This is a genomic window from Neorhizobium sp. NPDC001467, from assembly GCF_050275975.1.
In the GTDB taxonomy this organism is placed as follows: domain Bacteria; phylum Pseudomonadota; class Alphaproteobacteria; order Rhizobiales; family Rhizobiaceae; genus Neorhizobium.
The window spans coordinates 39402-53374 of the sequence record NZ_JBNNPS010000004.1; the positions used below are offsets into that span (position 1 = coordinate 39402).

At 63.9% G+C, this 13973-nt stretch carries 13 protein-coding genes and 1 riboswitch; of the genes, 3 read left to right on the forward strand and 10 right to left on the reverse strand.

The features are described 5' to 3' along the window. Nucleotides 1–55 precede the first annotated feature (55 nt). The gene (locus tag ACQKKX_RS10550; protein WP_427570891.1) at nt 56–1195 is read left to right on the forward strand and encodes a cobalt-precorrin-5B (C(1))-methyltransferase; all 1140 of its coding nucleotides are present in this window, start codon (nt 56–58) and stop codon (nt 1193–1195) included. Here ACQKKX_RS10550 and cobM read toward each other — a convergent pair. From cobM to cbiE, 3 genes are read right to left on the reverse strand one after another with little or no spacing between them, the layout of a single operon-like run. Next, nucleotides 1141–1923: a precorrin-4 C(11)-methyltransferase gene (gene cobM, locus ACQKKX_RS10555; RefSeq protein WP_427570650.1), complete on the reverse strand. Its 783-nt coding sequence runs from the start codon at nt 1921–1923 to the stop codon at nt 1141–1143. The two genes, ACQKKX_RS10550 and cobM, sit on opposite strands and share 55 nt — an antisense overlap. A gap of 51 nt (nt 1924–1974) precedes the next feature. Further along, on the reverse strand, nt 1975–2415 hold the full coding sequence (locus ACQKKX_RS10560) for a cobalamin biosynthesis protein (RefSeq protein WP_427570651.1): 441 nt from the start codon (nt 2413–2415) through the stop codon (nt 1975–1977). Then, complete coding sequence (gene cbiE, locus ACQKKX_RS10565; RefSeq protein WP_427570652.1) at nt 2412–3656, reverse strand: precorrin-6y C5,15-methyltransferase (decarboxylating) subunit CbiE; 1245 nt, start codon at nt 3654–3656, stop codon at nt 2412–2414. The genes ACQKKX_RS10560 and cbiE overlap by 4 nt, the downstream gene beginning before the upstream one ends. Nucleotide 3657: 1 nt before the next feature. Between cbiE and ACQKKX_RS10570 the strand changes: the two genes are divergently transcribed. Beyond that, nucleotides 3658–4419: a cobalt-precorrin-6A reductase gene (locus tag ACQKKX_RS10570; RefSeq protein ID WP_427570653.1), complete on the forward strand. Its 762-nt coding sequence runs from the start codon at nt 3658–3660 to the stop codon at nt 4417–4419. Here the strand turns inward: ACQKKX_RS10570 and ACQKKX_RS10575 are convergent. The 7 genes from ACQKKX_RS10575 to ACQKKX_RS10605 are packed head-to-tail and all read right to left on the reverse strand — an operon-like array spanning nt 4389 to nt 12874. Next, nucleotides 4389–5147, reverse strand: coding sequence for a precorrin-3B C(17)-methyltransferase (locus tag ACQKKX_RS10575; RefSeq protein ID WP_427570654.1), 759 nt, complete (start codon nt 5145–5147; stop codon nt 4389–4391). The genes ACQKKX_RS10570 and ACQKKX_RS10575 overlap by 31 nt on opposite strands. Further along, nucleotides 5144–5875 carry a precorrin-2 C(20)-methyltransferase gene (locus tag ACQKKX_RS10580; RefSeq protein WP_427570892.1) on the reverse strand — a complete coding sequence of 244 codons (732 nt, stop codon included), beginning with the start codon at nt 5873–5875 and terminating at the stop codon, nt 5144–5146. The genes ACQKKX_RS10575 and ACQKKX_RS10580 overlap by 4 nt, the downstream gene beginning before the upstream one ends. A 20-nt stretch (nt 5876–5895) precedes the next feature. Next, nucleotides 5896–6528 (reverse strand): precorrin-8X methylmutase, encoded by a 633-nt coding sequence (locus ACQKKX_RS10585; RefSeq protein ID WP_427570655.1) that lies wholly within the window; start codon nt 6526–6528, stop codon nt 5896–5898. Further along, on the reverse strand, nt 6525–8084 hold the full coding sequence (gene cobG, locus ACQKKX_RS10590) for a precorrin-3B synthase (RefSeq protein WP_427570656.1): 1560 nt from the start codon (nt 8082–8084) through the stop codon (nt 6525–6527). Before cobG ends, ACQKKX_RS10585 begins: the two co-directional genes overlap by 4 nt. After that, nucleotides 8081–11455, reverse strand: a complete 3375-nt coding sequence (gene cobN, locus ACQKKX_RS10595; RefSeq protein ID WP_427570657.1) for a cobaltochelatase subunit CobN — start codon at nt 11453–11455, stop codon at nt 8081–8083. Before cobN ends, cobG begins: the two co-directional genes overlap by 4 nt. Further along, entirely contained in the window at nt 11455–12492 is a 1038-nt protein-coding gene (gene cobW, locus ACQKKX_RS10600; protein WP_427570658.1) for a cobalamin biosynthesis protein CobW, read from the reverse strand. The genes cobN and cobW overlap by 1 nt, the downstream gene beginning before the upstream one ends. A 22-nt stretch (nt 12493–12514) precedes the next feature. After that, the gene (locus ACQKKX_RS10605; protein ID WP_427570659.1) at nt 12515–12874 is read right to left on the reverse strand and encodes a DUF1636 family protein; all 360 of its coding nucleotides are present in this window, start codon (nt 12872–12874) and stop codon (nt 12515–12517) included. A gap of 156 nt (nt 12875–13030) precedes the next feature. Beyond that, a riboswitch (cobalamin riboswitch) is annotated at nt 13031–13239 on the reverse strand. 112 nt (nt 13240–13351) lie between these two features. Between ACQKKX_RS10605 and cobO the strand changes: the two genes are divergently transcribed. Further along, nucleotides 13352–13966, forward strand: coding sequence for a cob(I)yrinic acid a,c-diamide adenosyltransferase (gene cobO, locus ACQKKX_RS10610; protein ID WP_427570660.1), 615 nt, complete (start codon nt 13352–13354; stop codon nt 13964–13966). The last annotated feature ends 7 nt before the right edge of the window (nt 13967–13973 follow it).

Here is a 13973-nt window from a genome sequence, read left to right on the forward strand (position 1 = left end):
ACCGGTGACGGCGGCCGGGGGGGGCGTTATAGAAACGGTCATGAGTGAAGCTGGCATCGAAGCGGATGGCAAGAACCTGCGGCGGGGATGGACGACCGGCACCTGTGCCGCGGCCGCCGCCAAGGCCGCCTGTGCCGCGCTGCTGACGGGCAGGTTCCCCGATCCGGTCGATGTCGGCCTGCCGGGCGGACAACGTCCGGCCTTTGCCCTCGCTGGCGAAGAACTGGGCCGAGATTTTGCCCGTGCTGCCATCATAAAGGATGCCGGCGATGATCCCGATGTCACACATGGCGCACTGATTTCCTCGACCGTGCGGCGCGGTGTCCCCGGCGCGGGCATCACCTTCAAGGCCGGTCGCGGTGTCGGCACGGTCACACGGCCAGGCCTGCCGCTGGGTATCGGGGAACCATCGATCAACCCCGTGCCCCGCCAGATGATCGCCGCCGCCATTGCCGAAGTGTCGGGCGGCGAGGGGGATTTCGAAGTCGAGATTTCGGTCGCGGACGGTGAGAAGATTGCGGAAAAAACCCTGAATGGACGTCTTGGCATTCTGGGCGGCATTTCGATCCTCGGCACGACCGGCATCGTTATCCCGTTCTCCTGCGCCGCCTGGGTCCATTCCATCTGGCGCGGCATCGACGTGTCGCGCGCCGAAGGGCTCACGCATGTCGCCGGTTCCACCGGCATGACCTCGGAAACAGCCGTACAGAAATACCACGATCTGCCGGATGTCGCGCTTCTCGATATGGGCGATTTCGTCGGTGGCATGCTGAAATACCTGAAAACCCATCCCGTGCCGCGCGTCACCATTGCCGGGGGCGTTGCGAAAATGACCAAGCTCGCTCAAGGCATGCTCGACCTTCATTCCAAGCGCGGGCTTGCCGATCTCGACGGGCTGGCAAAGGTTGCCGCGGATGCTGGCGCAAGCGACCATCTGGCCGGGCGTATCCGGATGGCGAACACGGTGCTGCATGCTTTCGAAATTGCCGCTGAAGATGGCCTGGAACTCGGCCCGGCGATTGCCGCGCTGGCGTGGCAGACGGCGGCGAAAGTGCTCGGTACGGCTGAGATTTCTCTGGAAATCCTGATCTTCGACCGCCAGGGGAATTTCGTCGCCGAAGCGCCGTTCACGCCGACCGATCACGCCAGACCATCCGATCCCGGGCCGCTTCCGCCCCTAAACCGGCGCACATAATCGGCGTCGTATAGTGCGCTTTCCCTGAAATCCTGCGCAGCCAAACCCGGTCCGACAAGGATGAGGGCGGTGCGTTCCACCGGATCGGCCGCCAGTTCCTTTTCGATGTTCGAGAGCGTGCCGCGAAAGACCCGCTCGTCCGGCCATGTCGCCCGCACCACGACCGCAACCGGGCAATCGCCACCGTAAAGCGGCGTCAGTTCTTCCACGACCTTGCCGAGGGCGTGGATGGCAAGATGGATGGCGAGTGTCGCGCCGGTTGCGCCAAAAGCCTTGAGCGTTTCGCCCTCCGGCATTTTCGAGGCCCGGCCGGATACGCGGGTGAGAACGAGGCTCTGCGCCACTTCCGGAATGGTTAGTTCCCTTCTCAGTGCCGAAGCAGCGGCAGCAAAGGAAGGTACGCCCGGCGTCATCGTATAATCGATGCCGTGCTTTTCCAGCCGGCGGATCTGTTCGGCCACAGCGCTCCAGACGGAGAGATCACCGGAATGCAGGCGCGCGACGTCCTTGCCCTCGGCCTGCGCCTTGAGGTATTCGGCCTCGATCTGGTCAAGCGACAGCGAAGCCGTATCGATGATGCGGGCATCCTGCGGGCAATAGGTCAACAATTCGCGCGGCACGATCGAACCGGCAAACAGGCAGACCGGGGATGTGGCGATCAGGTTGCGGCCGCGCACGGTAATCAGATCTGCCGCGCCCGGTCCGGCGCCGATGAAGTGGACGGTCATTTGCGTGTCTTTCTCTTCTCAGTATGCGGGCCAGCCTGAATAGCATCCCCATTACCGTATCCACGGTGCTTCCATCCACTGGTCATGATCGCCCCTTACGATGGCAATGGCACAGGTCACGCCATTGCGCGCAAATCGCGGCGCCACCAGCCGTGCCGGTTCGCCAGCGGCGGCCAAGGCGGCTGCTTCGCATAGGCTGGGCGTGCCCGAATGCGCAAGGCTGATGTCCGAGACGGTCAGTGTACGCGACGCGACTGCCTCCAGTGCCTCGCGCCCGATCACCACCATCGGAATGGCGAGGGTTTCGGCCGCAGCAATCAGGCCGGCTTCATGGGCCTTGATGCCGCCCGTGGCCAATAAGGCCGGCCTTAGCCCGGAAAGACCGGCTTGCTCCAGCGCTTCGTCCAGCACGGCCAGGATTGCTGACGACGGCGTGCCCTTGCGGCAGCCAATACCGGCGACGATCGAAGGAAAGGTGGCAACGGCGGTCACGGTTTCGTCCAGCTCCATTGCGTCACGGGCATGGCGGGCCGCCATCCGAACATTGTCCCGATCGGGGCTGTGCGTGATATTTCTAGCCGGCTAAGGGATCCGCCCAGTCGTGCATGAGCCGCCAGGAGCACCGCTTCCATTTCGAGAGTGACGGCGTTGGCCACCAGGCGACCATGGGGGTGGAGTGCCGCCACGGCGGCGTCGAAAACGCCCGGTTCGCTGCCGCCGCCGCCGATGAAGATCGCATCGGGCTCTGGCAACCCGGCCAGCGCATCCGGCGCATTCCCCCTGACGATCCGCAGGCCAGGCACGCCCATCGCCGCCGCATTATGGCCGATCCGCACCGCTCGGGTTGCGTCAGTCTCGATGGCGATTGCCCGCAAGGACGGATGCTGCAACATCCATTCGATCCCCACCGAGCCGGACCCGGCACCGATATCCCACAGGAGTTCACCGCGTCGGGGACTGAGCGCCGACATTGTCAGGGCTCGGATCTGGCGTTTGGTGATCTGCCCGTCATGGTCGAAGAGGTCGTCGTCGAGACCGCAGGCAAGCGGCAGGATTCTGGCGCCTGGGGAGGCGACAACCTCGACTGCAGCTATATTTAGGACATTGATGGCTGCGAGTGCGAACGTTTCCGCCAGACCATGGCGAACCCGTTCATCCGCGCCGCCGAGTGCCTCCAGAACCGTAAGGCGCGATTGTCCGAAACCGCTATCCGTCAGCAGGCGCGCCAGCGCTGCCGGCCCGCCTTCGTCCGATGTCAGCGCCAGAAGCTTGCGTCCCGGATGCAGAAGCGGGCGGATCAGATCCAGTGAGCGGCCGTGTAACGAAACGGTCTCGATATCCTGCAGGGCCCAGCCCAAGCGTGCAGCGGCAAGCGAAAACGCCGACGGGTGTGGGATCGCAACATATTCGCCGGGAGGCACGTGTCGGGAAAGCGTAACGCCGACACCGAACAGAAAGGGATCGCCGGAAGCCAGAACGCAGACCTTTTCGCCCCGCAGCGCAACAACGGCCTGCATTGCCGCATCGAACGGCTGCGGCCAGCTTTCCCCCCTGCCATCACGAATCAACGGGGCCGCGAGGTGGAGATGCCGCCTGCCGCCGAAGACGACGCTCGCATCGGCAATCAGTGCCTTTGCCCGCGCGCCGAGCCCTGCCACGCCGTCTTCGCCAATACCGATGATGGACAACCACGGATCTGCGGTTACATGGTGGGGGTCCGATTCAGGAGGCATTTTGAAAAACTCCATCCTCATTCTCGGCGGCACGACCGAAGCGCGCCTTTTGGCAACCGCTTTGGCGAAGGACGCCCGCTTCGTGACCAGCCTGTCGCTTGCCGGTCGCACGCAGACGCCGATCGAAATGCCGGTGCCGACCCGCCGCGGCGGGTTCGGCGGCGCGCCGGGGCTTGCCGGTCACCTCGCCGACAACGGCATCGATCTGCTGATCGACGCTACCCACCCCTATGCCGCCCGCATTTCCGCAAATGCCGCCGAGGCCAGCCGGCTTTCCGGCATTCCGCTGATTGCCTTGCGCCGCGATGGCTGGCATCAGCAGGCTGGGGATCGTTGGATACACGTGGAAAGTGTCGAGGATGCGGTCGGCGCGCTGGGACATGTGCCCCGCCGTGTCTTTCTGGCGCTTGGACGGCAGGAACTGCTGCCCTTCGAGGGCGCCCCCCATCATCGCTATGTGGTGCGCAGCGTCGATCCGGTCGAGCCGCCGCTTGCCGTCCCCTCGGCCAGTTACTTGACCGCGCGCGGCCCGTTTTACGAGGCCGATGAGCGAGTGCTTCTGTCGCAATACGGGATCGATGCGATCGTTTCGAAAAATTCCGGCGGCAGTGCCAGCTATGGCAAGATCGCAGCGGCGCGCAGCCTTGGAATTGAGGTCATACTCATCCAACGACCGATCCTGCCGGACGTCCCCTCGTTTACGAGCGTCGAGGCCGTGCTTTCTCATCTCGATCAGGTCTTTCCTGCCGCGCGGGGCGAATAGACGAGCGGCGCCCGTCCGGGGCGCTCGATCAGCCTCGTCTCGATCGAACCGACGATGATGCAGGTGGCCATGTCTGCCATGTCGGATTGCGCGTTCGCAAGCGTTTCGATTCGCATCCTTTCGTCGGGACGGCCGGCAGCGCGGCCGAATATCACGGGTACGGAACCTGGCAGATGTTCGCGCAGCACATCGAAGGCACGCGAAAGCTGGTGCGGGCGAGCCTTGCTGACGGGGTTGTAGAAGGCCATGACGAAACCGGCCCCAGCCGCCGCGACCAACCGTTTTTCGATCAGATTCCAGGGCTTCAGGTTGTCGGACAGGGATATCGCGCAGAAATCGTGGCCAAGCGGTGCTCCGACCCGCGCGGCCACCGCCAGCATCGCGGTAATGCCCGGCACGACCGAAAATTCGATCTCGCGCCAATGTGCAGGTCCGGCCTCGATCGCTTCGCACATGGCCGCCGCCATGGCAAACACGCCAGCATCCCCGCCGGAGACGACACAGACCTTGCCGCCCATCGCCGCCAGCGTCAAAGCCGCTTCGGCGCGCGAAATTTCCTCGCGATTGTCGGAAGCGTGGCGACGCTGGTCGGCGCGCAACTCCAGCCGGTCGACATAGGGGCCGTAGCCGAAAAAATCTTCACCAGCCTCAATCGCCGCCAAGGCTTGCGGCGTCACCTGGGCGGCATTGCCGGGGCCAAGCCCGATGACCGTCAGCGATCCTCTCATGGCCGCGCCTTCCAGCCGGGCACCAGCACGATAGAAAAATAGGGAGCCGGGCTTTCGTCGCGCGCACTCAGTGGCATCATGGCGGCCGTCGCCATGGTGCCGCGCTCCACATAGATCGCGCCTTCCAGCTTTCCGGCCGTGGTAAGGGCACGTCGGATCTTTGGCAGGTTGCGGCCGACCTTCATGATCACGGCGCCATCGGTGCCGGCAAGTCGCTCGGCCAGACTGTTTTCCGCAAGGGTGCCCGGCAGCACGCTCAAAATGTCGTCGCCCTGCACCAGCGGCAGGCCGGCCATCGACCAGCAGCCCGACATGGCGGTGACGCCCGGCACGACATCGGCCTCGTAACGCGTGGCGAGGCGCAGATGCAGATGCATGTAGGAGCCGTAAAACAGCGGATCGCCTTCGCTCAGCACCGCAACGGTGCGCCCCTCTTCCAGATGGTCGGCGATGGCCGCTGCGGACGCGTCGAAAAACGTGGCAATGGCGCCGCGGTAATCATCGCCATCCTTGTCCATTTCGACGGTGACGGGATAGACGAGCGGCAGTTCGATCGTGCCGGGACGCACATGCTGGTCCACAATGGCGCGGCCATTGCCGTTTGCGCCCTTCTTCGCGAAGAAGGCGATCACGTCTGCCTCCGCAATGGCACGGACCGCTTTCAGTGTCAGCAGTTCCGGATCACCCGGTCCGGTGCCGACACCCATCAGGCGGCCTTTCCTGACCATGCTCAAGGTCTTCTCCCCGGTCAAAGTCCAGCCCTCGCAAGCGCGTTCACCGCCGCCGCCGTCATGGCCGATCCGCCCATACGGCCGGATACGATGGCATAGGGGATCTTGTGACGGCTCGCCGCAAGCGCGTCCTTGGATTCCGCCGCCCCGACGAAGCCAACCGGCATGCCGATGATCGCTGCCGGACGAGGCGCACCGGCATCCAGCATTTCGAGCAGGTGAAACAACGCGGTTGGGGCATTGCCGATCGCCACCAGCGCGCCTTCCAACTGATCGACCCACAAGTCGAGCGCTGCGGCCGAGCGGGTATTGCCGATCCGTCGGGCAAGCTCTGGCGTGCGCGGGTCCTGAAGTGTGCAGATGACCGCATTGTCGGCCGGCAATCGGGCGCGGGTCACCCCATGCGCTACCATTTGCGCGTCACAGAAAATGGGCTTTCCGGCCGTCAAGGCGTTCCGCGCCACTGTTACGAAATCGGCGGAGAAATGAAAATGCTGCGCCGCTTCCACCTGTCCGCAGGCATGGATCATGCGAATGGCGATCTCGGCCTCATCCTGGGAAAAGCGCGATAGATCGCTTTCCGCGCGAATGATCGCAAAAGATTTCTCGTAGATGGCGTCGCCTTCGCGAATATAGTCGTATTGGGTCATGACAGTCCTTGCGAAAGCACCTGTTCCAGCCGGGCTGGGCCCAGGCGGCTCAGGCACGCGCTCGTGGTTTCGCCAATCCCTCTTTCGAGGCGGACGAGGGCGGCCAGAACGGAGATCGCTCTTTCCTCCTGCCCATGGCGGATGAATTTGAGCGGCATATCGCTCGTTTTGCCCCTGAAGATCAATGCCGTCCCCTCGTTCGTCCCGACAAGACCGAGCAGCGATGCTGTCGGATGGGCACATCCTTTCGAGCAGCCTGAAAGATGCAGCGTGAACGACCCGTCCAAAAGATCGGCAGCCTGGCGTGCCGTTGTCTCGCCAAGAGCATGGGTGTTGAGGGACGCGGACATGCAGGCCGGTTTTCCGGGACAGGCGGCAATTCGGGCACGCGGGTCATGCGGCGAAAGGATCAGGTCTTTCGAAAATGCCATCAGGTTGCGACAGGCAGATTCGTTCGCGAAGAAGACAAGTGAATGATCGCTCGCCGGACGCACGAACTTAACGCCAAAATCTTCCGCCCGTCTTGCAAGGGCAATCAGTGTGTCGGCATGGCATTGCCCGAAGGGAATGCCGATCCGCACAGCAAAGGGCGCATCGTCCTCTCGAATGGGCGGCGTCCGTATCTCACCCCCGGCCTTTTGTTTGGAAGCCAGGCTATTTTCAGGTGCTGCGGCGGAGCCGCCAAACGCAGGATCGTGGGTTGAAGGCGGTGGCGGTCGTGTCGCCCTCCCGTCCTCCAGCCGCCGGTCGCAGGTCTCTGTCCCGCGCAAAGTGGCAGGCCGCGAAAGCGGGGTTGCCGGGCATGCGGTGATGGGTAGCAGCCCGAACGCCGGCACCGTCGATCCGACGGTTTCCGCCGGCTTGTCGCTCACGGCGTCTCCAAGCCAGGCGCGCACTTGTTCGGGATCAAGATCCCGTCCCCGCGGCGGCGGCGTCATGGCGACCAGGCGCGCCAGGATCGAAGCCACGCAGCTTTTCGCGTCGGCATCTCGCACCCGTCCGACGGACCGTCCCGTCGTCGCGGTGCCACCAAGAAAAATTTGCCAATACAGGGCGTTGGCGCGGCGTGTCGCCTGCAGCCGGATATCGGCCAGCAGCGCATGCAGCGGCAATTGTCCACCGCCGTCCACCACGATCGTGAATTTTGCCGCAAACCGGCCGGAGAGTTTGTCCTCGCGCAAGACCGCGCGAATGGCAGAGGCCAGCGGCTCCGCATTGGCAATTTCGGCGGGATCTCGTCCGCTCAGTGCACCCGTTTCGACCGGGACGCCCTCCCGCAAGGGCAGGTTCATCCCCCCCAGATCGTTTTCCAGCGCCTGCGCGCTTTCCGTCGTCAGGCCGCGCAGTTGCAGGTTGCCGCGCGCGGATATGTCGATCAGTCCGTTGCCGTAACGCTTTGCCAGCGTCGCGATCCGCATCAGATGTTCCACCGAAATGGCAGCGTCGAAACCCATCCGCGCCAGCAGGCCATCGCCGGTCGGCATCGGTGTGGAAAGGCCGGGGCAGGCGCCGCGCACACTCGGCGGCGCAGCGGAATGGAACGGTATCGCCGTCATGTCCCCACACCCATTTCGAGGCTGGTCGCTTCGGCAAGCAGCATTTCCAGCTCCGCATCGACGGAATTGCGGCGGGGATGCCAAAGACCGCGGCGGCGTGCCGAAAGAAACCTCTCGGCAATGGCGCGCGCCGCCTGTCGGTTCTGGTCGAGAATGAAGGCGCGCACGTTGTCGTCGGCCACATAGGCCTGGTAGACGGCCTCGATCAGTGCGGCGGGAATGGCGTCGGTCGTTTCGGCAAATCCCACGAGCCTGTCGACGGTCTCGGCAAATTCGGAGGCGCCGCGAGGGCCGTGCCGCATCTGCCCCGCAATGAAACGCGGATTGGTGGCCCGGCCACGCACGATGCGAGTGATGGCCTCGACCACCGAACGGGCGCGAGGCCGGTCGGGATCGGTCGTGTCGAGCGCTATGACATCAGCCTTGCCGCCAAGCGCCGTGACGGCGGCGGCAAAGCCACCGATAAAGGCGACGTCCGAGGATCCGTCCAGCAGGTCCCGGCCCGGATCGTCGCCGGTATGCACCAGCAGGTCCGCGGCGCCGACGCGCTCGGCAAACCGACCCCGCGCTTCCATGGCTTCGCCTTCGGGTCCGCCGAAGGCATGGGTCGCGGCATCGAGGTAACGACGGCCCAGGTCCTCGCGCGTGTCCCATTTTCCGCTGGAGAGCTGTTCTTCGATCCCAGCCCCGTAGGTGCCCGGGGCCGAACCGAAAATGCGCTGCGGCGGCATGCCCTGTGCCCGCGCGGTTTCCGAAAGCGGATTGTCTCCGGGCGCTTCATCCCGCGCGGCAATGGCGCGCGTCGCGGCATCGAGCAGCGCGATCAGCGGCGCAAACATGTCTCGGAACAGGCCGGAAATGCGGAAACTGACATCAACCCGCGGTCGGCCCAGGCTTGCCGGAGGCAGGATGTCGATGCCGGTGATGCGCCCGGTTGTCGGATCCTGGATGGGTCTTGCCCCCATCAGTGCCAGGCCCTGCGCCACCTCCTCGCCGCCGCTGCGCAGGCAGGCGCTGCCCCATAGGTCGATGATGAGGCTTTTCGGCCAGTCGCCATGGTCCTGCAGATAGCGCCGCAGCACCTCGTCGGCAGCACGCTTGCCGAGTTCGAAAGCGGTCGGCGTCGGCATGGTGCGCGGATCGGAGGCGTAGAGGTTGCGACCCGTCGGCAGCACGTCGCGGCGCCCGCGCGCTGGCGCGCCGGAAGGTCCGGCAGGGATGTGGCGGCCGTCAAGCGCATCCAGAAACGCCTGCCGCTCCCGCCTGGCACTCTGTTTGCGCAACGGGTCGGCCGTTTCGACGGTGAGATCGGCATCACGGCCGAAGACGTGCTGGCCATCCTTGATCGCCAGATCCTTCAGATCGCACAGAAAAGCATCGATCCGCGCCAGTGCCGCATCGGTTTCCTCTTCTGCCATGACGCCGGCATCATCGGCAAGGCCGGACTCCTTCGCCATCTCCACGATCAGCTTCGCCAGCCTGTCGCGGCGACGGCGATCGAGACCATCCGCCTGTGCATATTCATCGACCAGCAGTTCGAGCTTCTTCTGCTCATCGGAAAGACCGGCTTCCGTCAGCGGCGGCGGCAGGTGGCCGATGGTGACGGCGGAAATCCGCCGCTTCGCCACCGCTGCTTCCCCTGGGTTGGAAACGATGAAAGGATAGATAACCGGCAGCCCACCGAGCACGATTTCCGGAAAACAATTCCGGGACAGCGCTACGGTCTTGCCCGGAAGCCATTCCAGCGTGCCATGGGCACCGACATGGACCAATGCGTGAACATCGAGGTCTTGCCGCAGCCATGCGCCAAAAGCGATCAGCCCGTGGCGTGGCGGTCGCTCGGGATCGTGGTAATCGGTGCGTCGATCCGCCACGCGGCCGCGATCCGGCGCCAGCGCCACGGTTACATTGCCGAAGCGGGCGGCGCGAAATGCGAAAACGCCGTCTCGAAGCGCTTCATCGCTCTCGGGACTACCCCAGGTCGCCGTCATTGGGTCGCGGGCTTCTGCCGGCAAGGTTTCGAAAAATGCGCGATAGCTATCCAGCGAGCAGGTTTCCGTCGGGCTTTCGAGACGATGCAGCAATGTCCGCGCATCCTCAGGAATATCCGCGACATCATAACCGGCGTCCCGTAACTGGATCAGCATGTCCACCACGCTTTGCGGCACATCCAGCCCGACGGCGTAGCCCGTGCGGCCGGGGGCACCCGGATAATCCGGGATGAGGATGGCGATGCGTCGATCCTTCCGCTTGGCATTTTGAAGCCGCAACAGACTGGCAATGCGCGTCGCTACCTGTTCGACGCGATCCGGTTCCGGGCGGTTCATCATGCCCGCAAATTCCTGATCGTCTGCGTCTCTTGCATGTTTGAAGGATACGGCGCCGGCCAGAATGCGGCCATCGAGTTCCGGTAGAACCACGTGCATGGCCAGATCCGCGGGACCCAGTCCGCGGCGGTTTTCAAGCCATGCGTCACGTCGCGTGGTGGCAATGACCACCTGCAGGATGGGTATGCCCAGCCGGTCGAACACCGTTTTTCCGGTATCGTCCATGCCGCTTGCAAAGGCGGTGGCGCTCACGATCGCCGAAGGTTTCAGCTCCTCCACCGCCTGTTCGATGAAGGCCAGCGAAACCCCGTCTTTCAGCCCGGCGACGAAGACCGGGACGGCGAGGATGTTCCTGGCCGCCAGCGCCGCAAACAGCGCATCGATCGGCGCCACGTCGCTTGCCAACAGCATGGAGCGATAAAACAGGATCGGTACGATCGCCGCCCCGGGCAGGGCGGCCAGAAGCGTGTCGGGTCGGTCCTGCACGCCAAGTCCCGGATGGTAAAACCCCGCCTTCGGCACGCTGACGGCCGCTTGTGTGTGCGGCGGCGTGCCCCGTGCAAGCGCAGCCAGCCGTTCGGCCAGGGACCGCATGTTCTCAGGCCCGCCCTCGCGGAAATACGAGAGCACCTTGCCGAGTTCCTCTGCCGAAACGGTGGAGCCCTCCGCCAGCCGGTCATCCCGCTCGCTGCATTCGCCGGGCAGCATGACGAGCGTCTGCCCCTGCGCGCGGGCCACGCGAGCCAATTCCTGTGCGCCATAGGGCCAGCGATCGTGACCGCCAAGAATGCGCACCAGAATGAGTTTTGCATGCCGCGCCACCTTGTCGATCCACAGATCGACCGACATCGGATGCCGCAGTTCGGACAGGTTGGCGAGCCTCAGCGACGGCATCTCGTCGCCGCCCTTTGCCCAGGCCGACGCAATACCGTTCAGATCGCTGTCAGTAAAGGACAGCACCACCACGTCGCCCGGCGTCTGGTCGAGATCGACCGGTTCGATCAGGTCGTCAAGCGACGAGGACGTGGTGGCGAGGATATGCATCAGGCCGCCAGAATCTTTTCGATCTTGGTCGCGTCGATGCCCTTTTCGCCGATAATGACGAGGCGCGAGCGACGCTCCTCGCTTGGGCCCCAGGGGCGGTCGAAATAGTGGTTCACACGCGGACCAACGGCCTGCACCAGAAGCCGCATCGGCTTGCCCGAAACTTCCACATAGCCCTTGATGCGCAGAACCTTTTCGGCCGCCGTGACGTCGGCAATGCGCTGGGTCAGCTCGGCCGGATCGGCAATCGCCGGCACGTCGAGGACAAAGCTGTCGAAATCGTCGTGTTCGTGGTCGAGTTCGTCGTCGTGATGGGTCTTGCGGTTTTCAATATCGTCCTCGACCGCAAGGTCGAGGCCGATGAATACGGCCGGATCGATGATGCCGTTAGCGGCCGGTACGATGCGCACGGCGCGCGGCAGGTGTTCGCTCACATGCGCATTGGCGATCTCCAAGCCCTTTTCGTCGAGAAGGTCGGCCTTGGTAAGGATCACGAGGTCGGCGCAGGCGATCTGGTCTTCAAACACTTCCTCGACCGGATCGTCATGGTCCAGGCTGTCGTCCTGAGCACGCTGGGCAGCCAGTGCTTCCATGTCATCGGCCACCCGGCCCGCGGCCAGTGCGAGGCCATCGACCACGGCAACCACACCATCCACCGTCACGCGGCTTTTCACGCTCGGCCACTGAAAGGCCTGGATCAGCGGCTTTGGCAGGGCGAGACCGGAGGTCTCGATCAGGATGTGGTCGACCTTCGGCTCGAGAGCAAGGATCTTGTCGATCGCCGGTACGAAGTCGTCAGCAACGGTGCAGCAGATGCAGCCGTTTGCGAGCTCGACGATATTGTCGTCCGGGCAGTTTTCGATGCCGCAGCTTTTCAGAATTTCGCCGTCGATGCCGACATCGCCGAACTCGTTGACGATGACGGCAAGGCGCTTGCCTTCAAGGGTCTGCAGCGTGTGGCGCAGTAGCGTGGTTTTGCCGGCGCCGAGAAAGCCGGTGACGACGGTGCAGGGAATGCGGGCGAGATTGGCGGTCATCTGTCTTTTCCTTAAACGTCGTCTATGCGTTGAAATCGAAGGGCGGAATACGGGCGATCATGTTGCGTTTCAGACAGTCGGGCCGTCCTTTCCAGGGCATCAATCCGTCCGCCGAGGTGGCGATCAGTTCGGCACCGGTGAGGAGGTCGGCGGCGTTTTCGAGGTCGAGGTGACCAAAAACATAGGTCCAGCCGTCCTGCCGTGCGATCGCGGCGCTCGGGCCGCGTTTGCAGTTGGAAAGACAGTTGACGCTCTTGATGGTGACGCTTGGCGCCTGCCCCGCGGCGGCTTCCACCGTCGCATTGAGTAGGTGCGTGCCCTGACGCGGTTCTTCGATGGACCCTTCGCTGGCGCGGCAACTGACGCAAACAAAGATCGTCACCGCCGGCCTGTCCGCCGCGGTCTCGTTTTCCTGGCTACTGTTGGGCTGAATGAAATCCAAGCATCTACCCCGTGGTTTAGCATGCGGGGTGCGGGCGCGATAACCGGATGGTTGTCGTCCCTTGAAAATATCCTTGCCGGAGCACCCCGCCCGGCCGGATTTTTGTCTGTGACGGCAGGTCTCCTGGCTTGCGGATCGTCGCCCTATCGCCGCCTTCCCGAAATCGCTTTCAGTGGCGTGGTGCGGGGCTAACCGCCTACAGTTGCGGGGGCAGCCGTGGTCTGGAGCCCAGAAATCCGGGCGGCACCACGTTCCCTCTTAGCTTTTCCCGTTGCCGGGAAAAGACCGTCATCCTTTCCCTAGGCGTCGGTGCGTGCACTGTCAATGCGCGAAGCCCGATGGAACAGGCCGCATTGCCGTGTGCAACGAATCCCCTATAGTCCGCGCGCAAATGAGCCGCTGCCCAAGGAGCCGACCATGAAGGACATCGACCAGCAGGAAGCCGAGCGACATCAGCGCAAGATGGCCAATCGCAAGGCGGTCCAGGATGCCGAAGTGGCGGAAAAGACCATCGAAAAAGGCCTTCTCATCGTCAATACCGGCCCCGGAAAAGGCAAGTCGACCGCCGCGTTCGGTCTGGCCCTGCGCATGCTTGGCAACGGGCGTCGAGTCGGTGTCGTGCAGTTCATCAAGGGCGCCTGGGAAACGGGCGAGCGGCCGGCGCTGGAACTGTTTGGCGATCGCGTCGAATGGCATACGATGGGCGAGGGCTTTACCTGGGAAACGCAGGATCTGAAGCGCGATATCGACGCTGCCGAACGGGCCTGGGCGAAGGCTGAGGAACTGATGGCCGACCCGACCATCGGCCTGCTTGTGCTCGATGAACTCAACATCGCGCTGCGCTACGACTATCTCGATCTCGAAGCCGTCATCGCGTCCCTCAAGGCCCGGCGCGAAAATCTTCACGTCGTCGTCACCGGCCGCAATGCCAAGCCGGCGCTGATCGAGGCCGCCGATACGGTCACTGAAATGACGCTGGTCAAACACCATTTCAAGGCGGGCGTGAAAGCCCAGTCCGGTATCGAGTTCTGAGAACACC

Coding starts and splice junctions, on each gene's coding strand:
- ACQKKX_RS10580 (WP_427570892.1), bottom strand. CDS start 5,875: ATGGTCAGGAAAGGCCGCCTGATGGGTGTCGGCACCGGACCGGGTGAT.
- ACQKKX_RS10585 (WP_427570655.1), bottom strand. CDS start 6,528: ATGACCCAATACGACTATATTCGCGAAGGCGACGCCATCTACGAGAAA.
- cobG (WP_427570656.1), bottom strand. CDS start 8,084: ATGACGGCGATACCGTTCCATTCCGCTGCGCCGCCGAGTGTGCGCGGC.
- cbiE (WP_427570652.1), bottom strand. CDS start 3,656: ATGCCTCCTGAATCGGACCCCCACCATGTAACCGCAGATCCGTGGTTG.
- cobW (WP_427570658.1), bottom strand. CDS start 12,492: ATGACCGCCAATCTCGCCCGCATTCCCTGCACCGTCGTCACCGGCTTT.
- cobN (WP_427570657.1), bottom strand. CDS start 11,455: ATGCATATCCTCGCCACCACGTCCTCGTCGCTTGACGACCTGATCGAA.
- ACQKKX_RS10575 (WP_427570654.1), bottom strand. CDS start 5,147: ATGAGAGGATCGCTGACGGTCATCGGGCTTGGCCCCGGCAATGCCGCC.
- cobO (WP_427570660.1), top strand. CDS start 13,352: ATGAAGGACATCGACCAGCAGGAAGCCGAGCGACATCAGCGCAAGATG.
- cobM (WP_427570650.1), bottom strand. CDS start 1,923: ATGACCGTCCACTTCATCGGCGCCGGACCGGGCGCGGCAGATCTGATT.